Genomic DNA, 15,991 nt, shown 5'->3' on the forward strand with positions numbered 1-15,991 from the left:
ATCACTGCACCTCCTGCTCGAGCTGACTGATCGTGACCGGCTGCAGGAGCGATTCTCCGATGGCGGCGCACAGGTCGTACAGGGGCCCGGCGAAGACGGTCAGCGCCACGGTCACCGCGACCATTCCGGCCGTCGCGGTCGTCATGATGCGCGGGATGACGCGCTTCTCGGTCTGGACGTCGGCCCCCTCGGCATCCCCGAGGTAGGCGATGCGCGAGTCGGTCTCGCTCTCACCCTCGCCGACCTCGTCCTTCTCCCGCCAGAACGAGAGGTTCCACGCGCGCATCAGGGCGTAGAGGGTGAGGAGCGAGGTGATGATGCCCGCGACGATCAGCACGTACATCAGCGGGGTGCCCTCGTCGGCGGCCGCGTCGAAGAGCGCGTATTTGCCGATGAAGCCCGAGAAGGGCGGGAGCCCCCCGAGGTTGATCGCCGGGATGAAGTAGAGCACGGCCAGCAGCGGTGCGGCCCGCATGAGGCCCTTGACCTTCAGGATGGAGGTCGACCCCGCGCGTCGCTCCACGAGCCCCACCGCGAGGAAGAGGGTCGTCTGAACGACGATGTGGTGGACGATGTAGTAGATCGTGGCCCCGACGGCCGCCGGCGTCGCGATCGCGAGGCCGAAGATCATGTAGCCGATATGGCTCACCAGCGTGAACGACAGGATGCGTTTGAGCTCGGCCTGCGCCACGGCGCCGAGCACCCCGACGATCATCGTCGCCAGCGCCACGATCAGCAGCAGCGTATTGACATCGTTGTCCTGGAAGATCTCCGTCTCGGTGCGGATGATCGCGTACACGCCGACCTTCGTCAGCAGACCCGCGAACACCGCGGTGACAGGAGCGGGGGCCGTCGGATACGAATCGGGCAGCCAGAACGACAGCGGGAAGACGGCGGCCTTGATGCTGAACGCGAGCAGCAGCAGCAGGTGCAGGACGAGCTGCGTCTCCTGGGGCAGCTCCGTCATCCGCTGCGAGAGCTGCACCATGTTGACGGTGCCGAGCGCGCCGTAGATCGCCGCGATCGCCGACAGGAACAGAATCGACGACACGAGCGAGACGACGATGTAGACGACGCCCGTGCGGATGCGCGACTCGGTCGAGCCGAGGGTGATGAGCACGTACGACGCAACGAGCAGGATCTCGAACCCGACGTACAGGTTGAACAGGTCGCCCGCGATGAAGGCGTTGAAGATGCCCGCCGAGAGGATGAGGTACGACGGGTGGAAGATCGAGACCGGCGTCTCGTCGTCACCGTCGGCGGCGCCCTGGCCGACCGAGAAGAGCAGAACCGCGAGCAGGACGACGCTCGAGACGACGACCAGCAGCGCGGCCAGCCGGTCGACGTAGAGCACGATGCCGAAGGGGATCGGCCAGCCGCCGACCGAGACCGCGATCGGCACGCCGGTGGCGTTGATGGCGTTCAGGAGCACCGCCGCGATCACGAGCGTCGCGGTGAGCGTGACGATCGAGACCCCGACCTGGATGCGGCGGCGGCGACCGAAGATGAGGGCGATCGCGGCCCCCAGCAGGGGCAGCGTCACGAGGAGGGGAACCAGGGCGCTCATCGGTCTCCTCCGGGGCGATCGGTGGGCGCGTCGTCGCGCAGCGCGTCGAAGTCGCGCGAGTGCAGCACGGTGATGGGCGAGGTCTGATCGCCGACGAAGTCGGTCGTGGCGTCGTCGTCCTCGTCGGTGATCTCCTGCTCCATCGCCTCGTCGTCTTCGGCGACACGATCACGCACGGCGAGGTCGGCCTCGTCGTCCTCGACCGTGTCGGCCTGACCGAGCTGCCAGGAACGGTAGATCAGGGCCAGCAGGAACGCCGACACCGCGAAGGTGATGACGATCGCCGTGAGCGTCAGGGCCTGCGGCAGCGGGTCGCTGAACTCCGAAGGGTCGTCGGCGGAGCCGTAGAACGGCGCGACGCCGGGCGCCCCCATGACGACGAGGAGGAACAGGTTGGCCGCGTTGCCGAGCAGCAGGAACCCGATGAGCACGCGCGTCAGGCTGCGCTCGAGCATCGCGTAGACGCCGGCGGCGAACAGGACACCCATGACGATGATGAGGATCAGCGAGACGTTCATCGGGCGAGCTCCTCTCGCTCCTTGCGCTGGCGGTCGACTTCAGCGCCCAGCGAGCGGAGCACGTCGAGGACGAGACCGATCACCACGAGATACACGCCGACGTCGAAGATCGTCGAGGTGACGAACTCGACATGGCCGAGGACCGGCAGTTCCGCTTCCCAGAACGTGCTGGTGAGAGCTGGTGCCCCGAAGAAGAGGGGGACGACCGCCGTGCCGACGGCGAGCGCCATCCCGACGCCCAGCAGCCGCCCGGCATCCGCGGGAGCCGCCGCACCGAGCTCGTACGGGCCGCCCGCGACGTAGCGCATGACGAGCGCCATGCCCGCGACGAGTCCGCCGGCGAAGCCGCCGCCCGGCAGGTTGTGGCCGGCGAACAGCAGGTAGAGCGAGACGACGATGATCGTGTGGAACAGGATGCGGACGATCACCTCGAGCATGATCGAGCGCGTCTCGGGCCGGAGCTTCTGCCCGCCCACGAGCCAGGCCTGCCGAGACGAGCCCGAGCCGGCACGCGGACGCGGGCCCTCCGCCGTCTCGACGAGCGGGCGCCGGGTGCGGAGCGCGCCGGTCGGCAGCGACGAGATCGCCCGCGAGAGCGTGTCGGAACGGTGGGTGACGAAGACGAGCGAGGCCACGCCCGTCGCCGCGAGGATGAGCACCGACAGCTCGCCCATCGTGTCCCAGCCGCGCAGGTCGACGAGGGTCACGTTGACGACGTTCTTGCCGTGGCCGATCTCGTAGGCGAGGTCGGGGAACGCGGTCGAGATCGGCTCGGCGACGCGGGCGCTGGTCGCGACGATCGCCACGAGCGCCATCGTCGCGCCGACGCCGATTCCGAGCAGCGCGCGCCCGATCGGCCAGACCGAGGCATTGTGGTCGCCCATCCGCGACGGGATGCGGCGCAGCACCAGCGCGAAGGCGATGAGCGTCACGGTCTCGACGAGGATCTGCGTCAGGGCGAGATCGGGCGCACCTGCCGAGGCGAAGAGCGCGACCATGCCGAGCCCGGTCACCGACACGAGCACGACGCCCGTGTAACGCTTCCGCGCGCGCACCGCGATGATGCCCGCGATGATCATGATCGGTGCGACGAAGACCTGCATCGGCGAGTGCCACGCGGCCAGGTCTGCCTGCCAGCCTCCGTGCGCGATGAGTGCAGTGCCCTCGGCCGCGACGAAGACGACGAAGATCGTTCCGACGTAGACCGGGAGCGACCCGCGCTGGGTCAGCGACGTCGTCCAGACCGAGGTCCGCACGATCGCACGGACCGTCCCGTTGTAGGCGTCGACCGCTGTGAAGGGAAGCCAGCGACGCTGCGTGCCGTCGCGCCGGCCGACGAACCAGAACAGCACCAGACCGGCGAGGATGCTGCCGATCGAGAGGAACAGCGCCGGCTCGAGACCGTGCCACAGAGCCAGGTGGTACTCGTAGCCGTCGGCGCCGGCCACCTCGGGCATCGTGTCGGCGTAACCCGAGAATGCGACGTCGAGCAGGGGTGCCGCGACACCGCCGACGATGGTCAGGCCGCTCAGCAGCACCGGGGCCGCGAGGAAACCGATGGGCGGGTCGGGCCACTCGGTACGGGGCAGAGTCTCGCCCGCGGCATCCTTTTTCGTGAAGAACGCCCCCCACACGAAGCGGGCGCCGTAGGCGGTGGTCAGGAGCGACCCGAGCACGATTCCGATGAGAGGCGCGAGGGCTTCGGGATCGGTGCCTCCCTCGAGCAACGACGAGAGCGCCGCCTCTTTCGCGACGAAGCCGACGGTGGGCGCGAGGCCCACCATCGAACCGATCGCGATGATCGAGAAGACCGCGAGCGTCGGCGCCTGCCGGCCCACCCCGGAGAGCTCACGGATGTCGCGAGTGGACAGCTGTCGGTCGATGACGCCGACCACGAGGAAGAGCGATGACTTGAAGAGCGCGTGGCCGACGAGCAGGGCCAGACCCGCGAGAGCGGAGTTGCGCTCTCCGTAGCCCAGCACGACCGTCAGCATGCCGAGCTGGCTGACGGTGCCGAAGGCGAGGATGCGCTTGAGGTCGGATTCGCGCAGCGCCTGCAATCCGCCGAGCAGCATCGTGAAGACGCCGAGTCCGATGACCATCGGGCGCCACGGATCCTCGTGGGCGAAAGCGGGGGCGAGGCGGGCGATCAGGTAGATGCCCGCCTTCACCATCGCGGCCGCGTGCAGGTACGCGCTCACCGGTGTGGGTGCGGCCATCGCGCCCGGAAGCCAGAAGTGGAAGGGGAAGATCGCCGACTTGCTCAGGGCGCCGACGAGGGTCAGCGCGATGGCGACGTTCAGCAGCGCGCCGTCGGGGGCCGGTGATGCGACGATCGTGCTCAGGCTCGTCGTGCCGTACAGCACGACCAGCATGACGACGCCGATGAGCATCACGAGCCCGCCGAGGGTCGTGACGAGCAGAGCCTGCAGAGCCGCGCGCCGGCTCGCACCGCGGGCGTTGTAGAACCCGATCAGGAGATACGACAGGACGCTCGTGATCTCCCAGAACATCACCAGCACGACGATGTCGTCGGTCAGGACGAGGCCGTACATGGCACCGGCGAAGGCCAGCAGCACGGCAGCGAACTGCCCGACGCCGACCTTCTTGCCGTCGAAGTACCAGCGGCAGTAGATCATCACGAGCGCACCGACGCCCGTGACGATGAGCGTCATGATCCACGCGAGGGTGTCCATCCGCATCGACAGCGCGATGTCGAGCTGGGGGATCCAGGCGTATGACTCGAACGGAATGCCACCGCTCAGAACCTCAGGAGCGCGGCGGGCCGCATCGACGAACGCGGCGATGGGCAGCAGGGCTGCGACGAAGAATGCGCGGGCGCCGATCCGCTTGATCAACCACGGCAGAACCAACGGAAGAACCGCGAACGCACCGAGGAAGATCAGCAACAGGCCTCCTCTGGGCGTGGGGGGTCGTGTCATCCATCTTACCGACAGGATGACGGTCCTGCGCCCCGGGATCTAAGATTCGGCGGCGACGGGCCCCGTCGTGTTCCCGATGCGGAACGTACTGGTGAACCACTGCGAGTCGGGCGTGTCGCCGCCGAGCAGCGCAGCGACCGCCTCGCCGGCGGCGCGCCCCTTCTGCCACGCGGGCTGCACCAGAGTGGTCAGCTCGTAGGGCGCCAGGCCGTCGACGACGATGCCGTCGAAGCCGGTGATGCTCACATCGTCGGGCACCCGCAGTCCGGCTTCCTCCGCCGCGCGCAGCACGCCGACGGCGAGCAGGTCGCTCTGCGCGACGATCGCGGTCGGCCGAGGGCCGTCACCCGCGAACAGGGCGCGGCCGACCGCGGCGCCGGCGTCGATCGAGCTGTCGACAGCGGCGTAGGCCGCGGCATCCGGGAACACGTCGCGGAATCCGGCGAGCCGGTCGGCCACCACGTCGACCGAGGTGGTGCTCTCGTCGTCGCGCGACAGCCAGCCCGACTCCGACCCCCACCGCACCGGCATCGTCACCGCGACGACGTTCGTGTGCCCGAGATCGCGGACGTGCTCGGCGGCCAGACGCTGCGCCTCGCGGTTGTCGAGCGCGATGCGGGGCACCCCCTCTCCCCCGTCGCCCTCGATGACGACGACCGGGATGCCGCGGGCGCGCACGCTTGCGAGGTGATCGCGCAGCAGCGCGCTGCATCCGATCAGCACGGCGGCGTCGATGGGAGCCGTCATGAGGGTCGGCTCGCCCGCGACGACGCTGCCTTCGCGCAGCAGCAGCAGGCCCGCACCGATGGGAGCGACCGCATCGGCGAGCGCATCCATCGTCGTGCGCATGACGGGGTCGCCGAAGACGCTGCCGAGTCGCCCTCCGCTGACGACGCCGATGATGCCGCTGCGTCCGCGTCGGAGCGACGCCGCGCGCGGGTCCGGCCCAAGGTATCCGAGCTCGGCTGCGGCCGCGAGGACCTTCGCCCGGGTCGCCTCGCTCACGGGCGTCTTGCCACTGAAGACGACGGATGCCGTCGACGGCGAGACCCCGGCCGCGTGTGCGACATCCGAGATGGTGGGCCGACGAGCATTCACGCCCCGATCGTACCTGGCTGTCGTGCGACGTCGAATCGATTCGGTACGCTGACCCGGTGACCGATGTGCTCTCCCGTTCCGTCTACCTGCGCTGGCGCAACGCCGTCTTCGCGATCTTCGCCGCGAGCGGCCTGAGCATCGCCACCTGGGCGGCGCGCGTTCCCACGATCAAAGAAGACCTCGGCATCGAGAACCGCGAGATCGGACTGGCGTTGCTCGCGATGGGGATCGCCTCGATCCTCGGGCTCTCCGCGAGCTCCGTCATCATCGCCCGGCTCGGCACCCGCACCGGCATGTTCGGGGTGCTGATCACGCTGTCGATCGGCCTCGCGATCCTCGGGCTCGGCAGCGGTTTCTTCCACTCGTACGCGATGCTCATCGTCGGGCTCGCGCTGTTCGGATTCGGCAACGGATGCCTCGACGTCATGATGAACGTCGACGGTGCCGCCATCGAGACGCAGTCGGGTAAGACGATCCTGCCCCTGTTCCACGCCTTCTTCAGCTTCGGAACCGTGATCGGCGCGGGGCTCGGCGCCATCGCCGCGGGCCTGCGGATCGGCGTCGCGATCCACGCCGTCACCATCGCCGCCCTCATCGTGGTGCTTGCGATCGTCGCGATCGCGAACGTCCCCCGCCGGGCGGTCACCGACGCCGTCGCCGCCGATTCCGCGGCCCCCGAGGCGACGCCCGCCGACGGTCCCGCGCCCGGCTGGCGTCAGCGCCTTGCCGTGTCGCTTTCGGCCTGGCGCGAGCCGCGGACCTACACGCTCGGCATCATCATGCTCGGCATGGCCTTCGCCGAAGGCGGTGCGAACGACTGGCTCGCGCTCGGCGTGGTCGAGCACGAGGGCGGAACCGCCGCCATCGGCGCTGCGGCCCTCACCGTCTTCAGCGTGTCGATGACCGTGGTGCGCGTCTTCGGCGGACCCCTCGTCGACCGCTTCGGCCGCGTCGCGACGCTGCGCGTGCTCGCCGTCGCCGCGACAGCTGGCATCCTGCTGTTCATCCTCGCCCCGAACCTGCCGCTCGTCTTCGTCGGCGCGGCGCTGTGGGGCATCGGGGCGTCGCTCGGCTTCCCGCTCGGGATGTCGGCCGCCGCCGACGACCCCGCCCGCGCGGCCGCGCGCGTCAGTGCCGCCGCGACGATCGGCTACGTCGCGTTCCTGTGCGGGCCGCCGGTCCTCGGCTTCATCAGCGACCACATCGGCCTGCTGCCGACGCTGTTCATCCTGGTGGTGCTCGTTGCGGCATCCGGTCTCGCCTCGTCCGCCGCGAAGCCGCTGCCCGGGGCCAAGGTCGGCGCGGGGCGCCACTGACCCGTCGCGCGAGGTCCGCGCCGCTTCACCGCGCCGCGAGGTCCCAGTTTGGCCGGGTATCCCGCCGCCATTCCCCGCCCAACTGGGACCTCGGCGGAGCGGTGAAGCGGGCGGGGGCAGATGGCCTGGCGGACGAGTCGGGGTCGTGTGAGCCGAGCCGATCCCGTCCGGTCGACAGGCTCAACCGTGCTCGCTGACGGCCCGCGGGGCTTCAACGGCAGGTGAGCCTGACGACCGGACAACCGGCAGATGCCGGCGCGGTAGCTCAGAACCGCGGCAGCGGCACCCCCATGCCGCGAAGCAGGGCGCGGACCGCGTCGACGAGAGATCCGGCCGGGACCGGCGCTGCGACCGCGTCGGCTGCGGCTCCGTCGAAGAGCCAGCGGATCGCGCGAGCCTGGCCGGTGCACCTCGCCGGGTCTGCATCGAGAGCCTGCGCGAGGTGTTGCGTGAGGAAGTCGTCGATCGCCGCGGTCTCGGCGGCGAGCGCTTCGCGGACGGGCTCGAGCCGTTCGACGTCGCCGATCGCCCGGACGAGACCGGGGTACAGCTCGTCGGCGAGCTCGGTCTCGACGTGGGCGGCATAGGCCAGAACGGCATCCATACCCGCTGCCCGCTCAGTGATCTCGGCCAGCGCCCGTTCCGTCTCGGAGCGCCCGGCCTCGAGCACTCCGACCAGGAGGTCGAGCTTCGTCGGGAAGTAGTGGAACAGCGTGCCCGACGACACGCCCGCGCGACGGTGGATCGACGCAGTGGTGGCGGCCGCGTATCCGGATGCGGCGAACTCGGCCGCCGCGGCATCCAAGATCGCCGAACGTCGCTCTTCGAAGCGTTCTGGATCGCGTCGGCGTGGCACGGGAGCCACGATAACCCGCCGATCGTTACTAGAGTGCCCACTCTAGAGCAGCTAATCTGCTTTCGTGGAACCTGAATCGAACCCCGTCGCGGCACCGCAATCGCCCCGCCCCCGCGCGCTCGCCTGGACGACCGCGCTCGTGGGCATCGGTCTCGCGTGGTCACCGATGTGGCTACCGGAGGTGCTTCGCGCCGCGGGAGCCGACCCGCGCCCCCCGCTCGCGGCGATCGGGCTCGCGGGACCGGCGGCCTCGATCTTCTGGAACTGGCTCGCGACGGCGCTCGTCCTCGCGTGGGTGTTCGGTGTCGAGCGGCGCGGGCTGTCGTCTCTGCGCTTCGTGCGGCCGACCGGCAAAGACCTCGAGTGGGCGCTCATCTTCTTCGGTGGCGCCATGGCCTGGAGCTGGCTCGCGCAGCTCATCCGTCCGCAGAACGCACCCGGCACCGGCTCCGCCACCATCGCGGCGCTCCCGATCCTGGTGGTCGTCGCGATGATCCTCAGTGCCGCGATCTGCGAAGAGATCCTGTTCCGCGGCTATCCCCTCGAACGATTGACCGAGCTCACCGGGCGACGCTGGGTCGCGGTCGCCACGACGCTTCCGTTCTTCGTCGTGCCACATCTGTTCACCTTCGGACCCGAGTGGCTGCTCTACCACGCGAGCGGAACCGTGGCGATCTACGTGCTGTACCTCTGGCGCCGCAATCTCGTCGCCTGCATGGTGCTTCACGCAGCCGTGAACGCGCCGATTCTCATCCCGACCGTCGCCGCGCATATCGGCTGAACACGCGGGCGCGCGCCCGCGCCCGCACTCTGCCAGGATCATCCGCGATGACGATCTCCACACAGCCCTGGCATCTCCCGGCATCCGACACCGGCGTCCACCTCGACATGATCCCCGAGCAGGTTCTCCATGCCCTCGGGGCAGGGGACACGGCGAACCTCGACCCGATCTACGCCAACCCGTTCCTCACAGGCCCGGAATGTGACTGGCTCTGGCGGCACCGCAGCGCACAGGTCGGGAACGCGCCTGGTGACGCTCCGTGGATCACCCGGCTCATCATCGATCCCCAGCGCTACGTCGCCGTCGGAGTGGCCGGCTTCCACGGCCCGCCTGATGAGGGCGGAATGGTCGAGGTCGGCTACCGCGTAGACCCCGAGCTGCGACGCCGGGGATATGCGCGGCAGGCTCTCGAGATACTCCTGGACGTCGCCCGCACCCACCCCGATGTGCGCACGGTGCGCGCGACGATCAGCCCTGACAACGTCGCGTCACGAGCGCTCATCGACGGTTACGGGTTCGTCGAGCGCGGCGAGCAGTGGGATGACGAGGACGGCCGGGAGATCATCTACGAGCTCTCCGTCGCCGATGCCGACACCGACGCCGAGGCCGACGCCGCCCAGCGATAGCGCTTAGGCTCGACGGGTGCGTCTGGTCATCGCCCGCTGCTCCGTTCAGTACACGGGGCGCCTCAATGCTCACCTTCCGCTGGCTACTCGGCTGCTGGTGCACAAAGGCGACGGCAGCCTGCTCGTGCACTCCGACGGCGGGTCGTACAAGCCACTCAACTGGATGAGTCCGCCGTGCACGCTCACGGTCGAGACGCCCGAGGACGACCCGGATGTCGAGGAGCAGGTCGTCGAGCAGTGGCGGGTGACCCACGCGAAGTCGGGCGACACCCTCGTCGTGCGCATCTACGAGATGATCCACGACTCGTCGCACGAGCTCGGCGTCGACCCCGGTCTCATCAAGGACGGCGTCGAAGCCGACCTGCAGCGGCTGCTCGCCGAGCAGGTCGAGGTCATCGGCGAGGACCTGACGCTCGTCCGACGCGAGTTCCCGACCGCGATCGGCCCGGTCGACCTGCTGCTGCGCGATCCCGCGGGCGGCACGATCGCCGTCGAGGTCAAGCGCCGCGGCGACATCGACGGCGTCGAGCAGCTCACGCGCTACCTCAAGCTGCTCGGCCGTGACCCGCACCTCGCGCCCGTGTCGGGTGTGTTCGCCGCACAGGAGATCAAGCCGCAGGCGAAAGTGCTCGCTACAGACCGCGGCATCCGCTGTGTCACGCTCGACTACGACGCCATGAAGGGCATCGAGTCGGGCGCACCGCGCCTGTTCTGACGCGGCGCGCCCGCGACCACGAACCCGTCAGGAACCGAGCTTCGACAGCTCCTCGAACTCGTCGTCGGTCAGCTCGATCTCGGCGCCGCGGAGGTTGTCCTCGAGGTGCGCGACGCTCGAGGTGCCGGGGATCGGCAGCATGACCGGCGAGCGCTTGAGCAGCCACGCGAGGGCGATCTGGGCGGGGGATGCCTGCTTGCGCTCAGCGAGCTCGCTGAGCGGCGAGTCGGCACCGGTCAGGCCGCCGGTCGCGAGCGGGAACCACGGGATGAAGCCGATGCCCTGCTCCGTCGACCAGTCGAGGAGCTCCTCGGCATCCCGCTTCTGCAGGTTGTAGAGATTCTGCACCGAGACGATCGTCGCGATCTGCTGCGCGGCCTTCACCTCATCGACGGTGACCTCGGAGAGTCCGATGTGGCGGATCTTGCCCTCGTCCTGCAGCTTCTTCAGCTCGCCGACCTGGTCTTCGAGGGGAACCTGCGGGTCGATGCGGTGGAGCTGAAAGAGGTCGATGCGGTCGAGTCCGAGACGGCGGAGGCTCATCTCGGCTTCCTGGCGCAGGTACTCGGGGCGCCCGAGCGGCGGCCACTCGTTGGGCCCAGTGCGCGTGAGTCCGGCCTTCGTCGCGATCACGACGTCGTCGCCGTAGGGGTGCAGCGCCTCCTTGAGGAGCTCCTCGGCGACGTAGGGTCCGTACGAGTCGGCGGTGTCGAAGAAGTTCACGCCGAGCTCGACGGCGCGCTTGAGCACGCGGATCGCCTCGTCGTGATCCTTCGGCGGACCCCAGACGCCGGGGCCGGTGAGCTGCATCGTGCCGTAGCCGAGGCGGTTGACCTCGAGGTCGCCGCCGATGCGGAAGGTGCCGGAAGCGTGGGCTGAGGACGTGCTGGATGTCGTCATGAGGATGTCAGCGCGCGGGAGCCGCGAGACATTCCCGCCACCCGCATAGCCACCCCGGCGGGCCTCATGAGCGAGACCCATAATGGGGCGGTGCCGAAGATCACCGCTGCGACCGTCGCAGAACACCGCGTCGCTCAACACGGAACCCTCCTCGCCTCGGCGAAGGCGATCATCGCCGAGGCCGGCGTCGCCGCCATCACCCCGCGTTCCGTGTGCGAAAGGGCCGGCCTCTCCCGGTCGAGCTTCTACGAGTACTTCCCATCGAAGGACGACCTCCTCGCCGCGATCGCGATGCAGGCGTTCGAGGAGTGGGGTGCGGAGCTCGAGGCCGCGATGGATGCCGCCGGGCCGGGGCGTGATCGCTTGCACGCCTACGTCACCGCGACGATCCGGATGACGGCCGACGGCAAGCACACGCTCGCAACGGGGCTTCAGCAGACCGACATCTCGCCGAGGAACGTCGAGGCGATCATGGCGATGCACGACGCACTCACGGCGCCGTTGCGTCACCTCCTCGAGGAGCTGGGAATCCCGGATGCCGCAACCCGTGCGGCCCTCGTTCAGGGCGTCATCACCGCCGGCATGCAGCTCGTGGAGCACGGGGTCGACGCCGACGACGTGATCGCCAGCGTCATCGGGGTTCTCGATGGAAGCGTGCACGGCGCATGTGAACTTGTCCCTCGTAGGTGACAGCCTGTCGGCACGACACTGCGACCGCGTGCTGGAGATGGCCGACGGCGCCCTCACGCCGTACTCCGTGTCATCGCGCACATAGGGTGGGACCTATGACCCGATCGCCGTTCTCCTGCGTGCTGTGGGACATCGACGGCACAGTCGTCGATGCGTCCGAAGGCATCCTCCGCCGCCTCACCATCACGCTCGAGCACTTCGGCCACCCCGCGCCGACGCGTGAGGAGCTCATCCACTGGATCGGTCCGCCGATGCACGAGTCGTTCCAGACGAACCTCGGGATGACGCCCGAGAAGGCGACCGAGGCGGTGTCGTTCTACCGCGTGCTCGGCAAGGCCGACGGTTACACGACCGGTGCTCGCCTCTATCCCGGCGTCGCCGACCTCATGGTCGAGCTGGATGAGGCCGGCGTGCCGCAGTCGACGGCGAGCTCGAAGCCCGAGATCCAGGTGCGGGCGCTCATGGAGCACTTCGGCCTCGCTCCGCGGCTGCGCGAGATCGTCGGGGCCACGAGCGACGAGAAGACGCTCAGCTCGAAGTCGGACATCGTGGCGGAGGCTCTCCGACGCCTGGCGGCCGACGGCATCGACGTGTCGCGACCCGTTCTCATCGGAGATCGCCACCACGACGTCGAGGGCGGCGCCGCGAACGACGTGCCCGTCATCTTCGTGTCGTGGGGCTTCAGCACCCCCGACGAGGCGAACGGCGCGATCGCCGTGGCGGCCGACATCGACGAGCTGCGTAGGCAGCTGCTCCCTGCCGGCTGAGCGTCGGGGCACTCCCCCATTCGACGCCCGGGCTGCGTGCCAGAAATGCAGCGCCCGGGCGTCGACGGATCCCCCCGGATACGTCACGCGATGCGTGACGGGATAAGCGTACTGATCTTCGCCGCGCACCGATACCCATAAATGAGACGGATTTCATCCGCGTAGCGTGCCGGTGTGACTCATGTGGATCTCCGCCCCTTCGACGATGACGACGCGGATGCCGTCTTCGAGATGATGCGCGACCCGGATGCCGTCGCCCAGGCCGCGTTCACCGCCGACGACCCCTCGGACCGGGCAGCGTTCGACGCCTGGCTCGAGCGCCACCGCGCCGACGACCGGGTCTCGATGTTCGTCGTGACCGATGACGGCGGCTTCGCCGGCACCGCCGCGGCCTTCACCGTGGACGGAGACCGCGAGGTCACTTTCTGGATCACCCGAAACGCGCGGGGCCGCGGTGTCGCGTCCGCCGCCCTGCGCCTGCTTGTCGCCCGTGAGGCCGAGCGTCCGCTCTACGCGCGGGTCGCCGCCGACAACGCGGCATCCATCGCCGTCCTCACCAAGAACGGCTTCAGCGAGATCCGGCGGCAGCGCGCCTACGCCCCCGCGCGTGGCGCCGAGATCGACGAACTCGTGTTCGCCCTCCCGCCCACGCTCGACGGGATCTGACCGAACTTCGCTACAGGCCACCAGCCCGGCTGGACTTCGAGAAGGACGCTGAAGTTCTCGCCTGCTGCTCTCGTGTTGTGGGCAGCGAGTCGGCGGCGGCAGCTTCGAAGAGCAGCTTCGAGAAGCTTGTGTGACCCGACATGATCTCGTTGGCCTGCGCTTGTAGGAGGCCTGCAGTCTCGGCTATCTCGTCGGCTGATGCGCCATCCAGAACCGCCTGAGCAAGAACGGCGCGGATGAGACCACGAAGGCGAACCGTGCGGGCAATACTTGTGGCCCCGGGTGATACTCACGCCGGGGCCACAAGTGATACGGGTCCCGGAAGTCAGAACTCGAAGACCTTCGTCAGCTCGTCCGATATGAGCACGGTGTGGGGGAGGTCCTTCAGTTCGTCTGGACCCACCTCGATACCGCGCACTCGCGCGGCTTCCGCGTACTCCTCCCACGGAAATGACTCGCCGTCCACTCCGTCAGCCCGAACGAGGTCGAGAACTTCATCGATTACGTCCTGCGCGGCGCTCTTCCAGCTCACGGGCCTCTCCCACCCGTGTTTGAACGAGCTCACCCCGCGATCCATGTCGAGGCGCACCATCGAGTCGTCCGACATCCGCAAGTACTGCGTGATCTTCATGCTCATGGTGGGCCGAGATCTACCGGTAAGGGGCTGGTCGAGTTCGCAGATGATGACCAGTCGCGTGACAGAAAGCTCTGACAACACGAAGGCTCGGCGTTGAGGTGCGCGATGGTACTCGTCGGCTGGGCGCAGAGGGACGTACCGGATCTGCTCGTCGTCCTCACTCATGCCGGCGAGCAGCTCAGATCCTTGGCCGGCCCATCGTCCCAACCAAACGGATCGTAGAAATCAGTGAGCGCCGTGTCGACACGGCCGCGCCAACCGGTGAGGTTGTTGTTCGCGCACGCCTTGTGCGGAGTGGCCCACCGCCCCGTTCCCGATCCTGGCTTCACACCCGGGGCGACGTCTGTCGCCTGGGTGATCCATGTACAACCGAACTGGCTGCAGCCCAGAGCTTGCAGTTCGACAGTGACCGTTCCCGTCGCTGGGCAGTCGCCACCATCCTTGACCCAGTACCCATGTACAGAGGCTTCGTTTTTCGTCACGTGCGGGTAATCGGCTTTTCCGCGCCAGTCGCAGCCCCACCAAGACCACAGAGGGGTGACGACGGGCTCGGTTGCGGCTGGCTCCGGGACATCTTCAGCATCAGCGTCGAAACCATAAAGTGCTTCCGCTTCCGCTACCGTGACGTACCGCAGCTCGGGATCGCTCGCGATCTGAGCCGCCACATCAGCCGGTGGTGCCGGTTCAACCTGCGCCGCGCTAGCAGCCCCCGGGACCGCCAGCATCATGGCAAGCGCCGACGCGACGACGAGGCCGAGCATTTTCGCGTTCCGCATCTTCTGTCCGTTCTTTAGGTGGAGCCCCCCTGCCGCATAGGACTCTGCCATCAGCCGGGTTCCACCGAAACCCCCCTCGAGCCGGTGCCGCCGTCGCGGGCTACTAACGGCAGCTCAGAAGCTCGGGGTCTTTCATTCATCTGGACGATGACCGCCGGGGACTGCGGGTCAATGGCCCCAGGGCGCGAGGATCGCTTCTTCGATGAGATCGAGCCTCAGCGTGTCGCGCAGCTGCTCATTGATGCCGACGAGCCCCCCGCAAACGATCGTTATGGCCGGCCATCGCCAGGTACTTGGTTCGCGCTGTGGAGCCCGCTGACCCGGTCGGCATCCCGGCCGCTACGCGCCCAGGGGTAGACGCCTATCGAGAAACGATCTATCGTTTCTCGATACCTAGTGAAGGAGCGCGATATGAACCGGACCCTGATCGCCACCGCCAAGATCGTGTTCGCCGTACTTGCCCTCACCGGGCTCGCGCTCCAGCTCTTCATCATCCCCGCGAACGTCGCCGGCCTCGCCAGCGCCTACGCGGAGGTCGCCAGCATCGAGCCCGTCATCATCGGGTGGGGAGCCTTCGTCATCGCCTGCGGTCAGGTAGCGGTCATCGTCACGTGGCGCTTGCTCGATCTTGTGCGCGACGACAGCATCTTCACGACCGACGCCTTCACGTGGGTGCGCGCGCTGACGTGGTGCCCCGCCGCGATTGGGCTCAGCACCCTCGCGATGTTCGTGGTGCTCAACGCCGCGCACGTCACGCCGCCAGCGCTCATGCTCGGCATGCTCGCCGCGATCGGAGTCAGTGCCGCGGCGACGTTGATTCTGGCCGTGCTGTTCACGCTGCTTCGGCAGTCCGCCTCCATGCGATACGACCTTGCGGAGGTCATCTGATGCCGATCGTCGTCGACATCGACCGGCTCATGGACGAACGCGGCATGACCGTCGCTGAGTTGTCCGCGGCGATAGGAATCACGCCAGCGAACCTTGCCGTGCTCAAGAACGGTCGCGCGAAGGCCGTCCGCTTCTCCACGCTCTCTGCGCTCTGCGAGGCGCTCTGCTGCCAGCCCGGCGACATACTTCGATACGACAACGCCCCAGCCGTCACGTAGGCTCGGGCACCCACCAGTGTTGTGCGTCCG

At 68.4% G+C, this 15,991-nt stretch carries 17 protein-coding genes; 9 read left to right on the forward strand and 8 right to left on the reverse strand.

Translation table 11 applies throughout. The features are described from left to right. Window position 1 precedes the first annotated feature (1 nt). From MTS1_RS09360 to MTS1_RS09375, 4 genes are all read right to left on the reverse strand, one after another. Window positions 2-1,567 carry a Na+/H+ antiporter subunit D gene (locus MTS1_RS09360; protein ID WP_023953372.1) on the reverse strand — a complete coding sequence of 522 codons (1,566 nt, stop codon included), beginning with the start codon at window positions 1,565-1,567 and terminating at the stop codon, window positions 2-4. Beyond that, a complete protein-coding gene (locus MTS1_RS09365; RefSeq protein ID WP_023953374.1) occupies window positions 1,564-2,085 on the reverse strand; it encodes a Na(+)/H(+) antiporter subunit C in 522 nt (173 codons plus the stop codon). The genes MTS1_RS09360 and MTS1_RS09365 overlap by 4 nt, the downstream gene beginning before the upstream one ends. Further along, complete coding sequence (locus MTS1_RS09370) at window positions 2,082-4,994, reverse strand: Na+/H+ antiporter subunit A (RefSeq protein WP_023953376.1); 2,913 nt, start codon at window positions 4,992-4,994, stop codon at window positions 2,082-2,084. The genes MTS1_RS09365 and MTS1_RS09370 overlap by 4 nt, the downstream gene beginning before the upstream one ends. A 72-nt stretch (window positions 4,995-5,066) precedes the next feature. Then, complete coding sequence (locus tag MTS1_RS09375; RefSeq protein WP_023953377.1) at window positions 5,067-6,125, reverse strand: LacI family DNA-binding transcriptional regulator; 1,059 nt, start codon at window positions 6,123-6,125, stop codon at window positions 5,067-5,069. Between the two features lie 56 nt (window positions 6,126-6,181). Here MTS1_RS09375 and MTS1_RS09380 point away from each other — a divergent pair, with 56 nt between their 5' ends. Continuing rightward, window positions 6,182-7,441 (forward strand): MFS transporter, encoded by a 1,260-nt coding sequence (locus tag MTS1_RS09380; protein ID WP_052007655.1) that lies wholly within the window; start codon window positions 6,182-6,184, stop codon window positions 7,439-7,441. Window positions 7,442-7,706: 265 nt separating this feature from the next. Here MTS1_RS09380 and MTS1_RS16080 read toward each other — a convergent pair whose 3' ends face one another. Beyond that, a complete protein-coding gene (locus MTS1_RS16080) occupies window positions 7,707-8,297 on the reverse strand; it encodes a TetR/AcrR family transcriptional regulator (RefSeq protein WP_144083383.1) in 591 nt (196 codons plus the stop codon). A 64-nt stretch (window positions 8,298-8,361) separates the two neighbouring features. Between MTS1_RS16080 and MTS1_RS09390 the strand changes: the two genes are divergently transcribed. From MTS1_RS09390 to nucS, 3 genes are read left to right on the forward strand one after another with little or no spacing between them, the layout of a single operon-like run. Next, complete coding sequence (locus tag MTS1_RS09390; RefSeq protein WP_023953379.1) at window positions 8,362-9,078, forward strand: CPBP family intramembrane glutamic endopeptidase; 717 nt, start codon at window positions 8,362-8,364, stop codon at window positions 9,076-9,078. 47 nt (window positions 9,079-9,125) lie between these two features. Then, the gene (locus MTS1_RS09395) at window positions 9,126-9,704 is read left to right on the forward strand and encodes a GNAT family N-acetyltransferase (RefSeq protein ID WP_036304723.1); all 579 of its coding nucleotides are present in this window, start codon (window positions 9,126-9,128) and stop codon (window positions 9,702-9,704) included. Between the two features lie 16 nt (window positions 9,705-9,720). Then, complete coding sequence (nucS, locus tag MTS1_RS09400; protein WP_023953380.1) at window positions 9,721-10,419, forward strand: endonuclease NucS; 699 nt, start codon at window positions 9,721-9,723, stop codon at window positions 10,417-10,419. 27 nt (window positions 10,420-10,446) lie between these two features. On the opposite strand, the gene MTS1_RS09405 is transcribed toward nucS, so the two are convergent. Next, window positions 10,447-11,319, reverse strand: coding sequence for an aldo/keto reductase (locus MTS1_RS09405; protein ID WP_023953381.1), 873 nt, complete (start codon window positions 11,317-11,319; stop codon window positions 10,447-10,449). Between the two features lie 90 nt (window positions 11,320-11,409). Between MTS1_RS09405 and MTS1_RS09410 the strand changes: the two genes are divergently transcribed. The 3 genes from MTS1_RS09410 (at window position 11,410) to MTS1_RS09420 (ending at window position 13,442) form a co-directional block, all read left to right on the forward strand. Beyond that, on the forward strand, window positions 11,410-12,009 hold the full coding sequence (locus tag MTS1_RS09410; protein ID WP_052007659.1) for a TetR/AcrR family transcriptional regulator: 600 nt from the start codon (window positions 11,410-11,412) through the stop codon (window positions 12,007-12,009). A gap of 95 nt (window positions 12,010-12,104) precedes the next feature. After that, window positions 12,105-12,776, forward strand: a complete 672-nt coding sequence (locus MTS1_RS09415; RefSeq protein WP_023953384.1) for an HAD hydrolase-like protein — start codon at window positions 12,105-12,107, stop codon at window positions 12,774-12,776. Window positions 12,777-12,950: 174 nt separating this feature from the next. Continuing rightward, window positions 12,951-13,442: a GNAT family N-acetyltransferase gene (locus MTS1_RS09420; RefSeq protein WP_023953386.1), complete on the forward strand. Its 492-nt coding sequence runs from the start codon at window positions 12,951-12,953 to the stop codon at window positions 13,440-13,442. Window positions 13,443-13,767: 325 nt separating this feature from the next. Here the strand turns inward: MTS1_RS09420 and MTS1_RS09425 are convergent, their stop codons facing one another. Beyond that, window positions 13,768-14,244: a peptide ABC transporter permease gene (locus tag MTS1_RS09425; protein WP_023953388.1), complete on the reverse strand. Its 477-nt coding sequence runs from the start codon at window positions 14,242-14,244 to the stop codon at window positions 13,768-13,770. Then, window positions 14,241-14,906 (reverse strand): hypothetical protein, encoded by a 666-nt coding sequence (locus MTS1_RS16465; RefSeq protein ID WP_023953390.1) that lies wholly within the window; start codon window positions 14,904-14,906, stop codon window positions 14,241-14,243. The genes MTS1_RS09425 and MTS1_RS16465 overlap by 4 nt, the downstream gene beginning before the upstream one ends. A 360-nt stretch (window positions 14,907-15,266) precedes the next feature. Between MTS1_RS16465 and MTS1_RS16085 the strand changes: the two genes are divergently transcribed. Both MTS1_RS16085 and MTS1_RS09435 read left to right on the forward strand, forming a co-directional pair. Continuing rightward, complete coding sequence (locus tag MTS1_RS16085) at window positions 15,267-15,743, forward strand: DUF2975 domain-containing protein (RefSeq protein WP_023953392.1); 477 nt, start codon at window positions 15,267-15,269, stop codon at window positions 15,741-15,743. Further along, the gene (locus MTS1_RS09435; protein ID WP_023953394.1) at window positions 15,743-15,961 is read left to right on the forward strand and encodes a helix-turn-helix transcriptional regulator; all 219 of its coding nucleotides are present in this window, start codon (window positions 15,743-15,745) and stop codon (window positions 15,959-15,961) included. Before MTS1_RS16085 ends, MTS1_RS09435 begins: the two co-directional genes overlap by 1 nt. Window positions 15,962-15,991: the final 30 nt, after the last annotated feature.

The sequence above is a fragment of the Microbacterium sp. TS-1 genome, from assembly GCF_000509385.1.
Lineage (GTDB): Bacteria > Actinomycetota > Actinomycetes > Actinomycetales > Microbacteriaceae > Microbacterium > Microbacterium arborescens.

Bases quoted from the DNA above. Each gene is read 5' to 3' on its own strand.
- MTS1_RS09360 (WP_023953372.1), bottom strand. From the start codon at position 1,567: ATGAGCGCCCTGGTTCCCCTCCTCGTGACGCTGCCCCTGCTGGGGGCC.
- MTS1_RS09365 (WP_023953374.1), bottom strand. From the start codon at position 2,085: ATGAACGTCTCGCTGATCCTCATCATCGTCATGGGTGTCCTGTTCGCC.
- MTS1_RS09395 (WP_036304723.1), top strand. From the start codon at position 9,126: ATGACGATCTCCACACAGCCCTGGCATCTCCCGGCATCCGACACCGGC.
- MTS1_RS09405 (WP_023953381.1), bottom strand. From the start codon at position 11,319: ATGACGACATCCAGCACGTCCTCAGCCCACGCTTCCGGCACCTTCCGC.
- MTS1_RS09415 (WP_023953384.1), top strand. From the start codon at position 12,105: ATGACCCGATCGCCGTTCTCCTGCGTGCTGTGGGACATCGACGGCACA.
- MTS1_RS09425 (WP_023953388.1), bottom strand. From the start codon at position 14,244: ATGAGTGAGGACGACGAGCAGATCCGGTACGTCCCTCTGCGCCCAGCC.
- MTS1_RS16465 (WP_023953390.1), bottom strand. From the start codon at position 14,906: ATGGCAGAGTCCTATGCGGCAGGGGGGCTCCACCTAAAGAACGGACAG.
- MTS1_RS16085 (WP_023953392.1), top strand. From the start codon at position 15,267: ATGAACCGGACCCTGATCGCCACCGCCAAGATCGTGTTCGCCGTACTT.
- MTS1_RS09435 (WP_023953394.1), top strand. From the start codon at position 15,743: ATGCCGATCGTCGTCGACATCGACCGGCTCATGGACGAACGCGGCATG.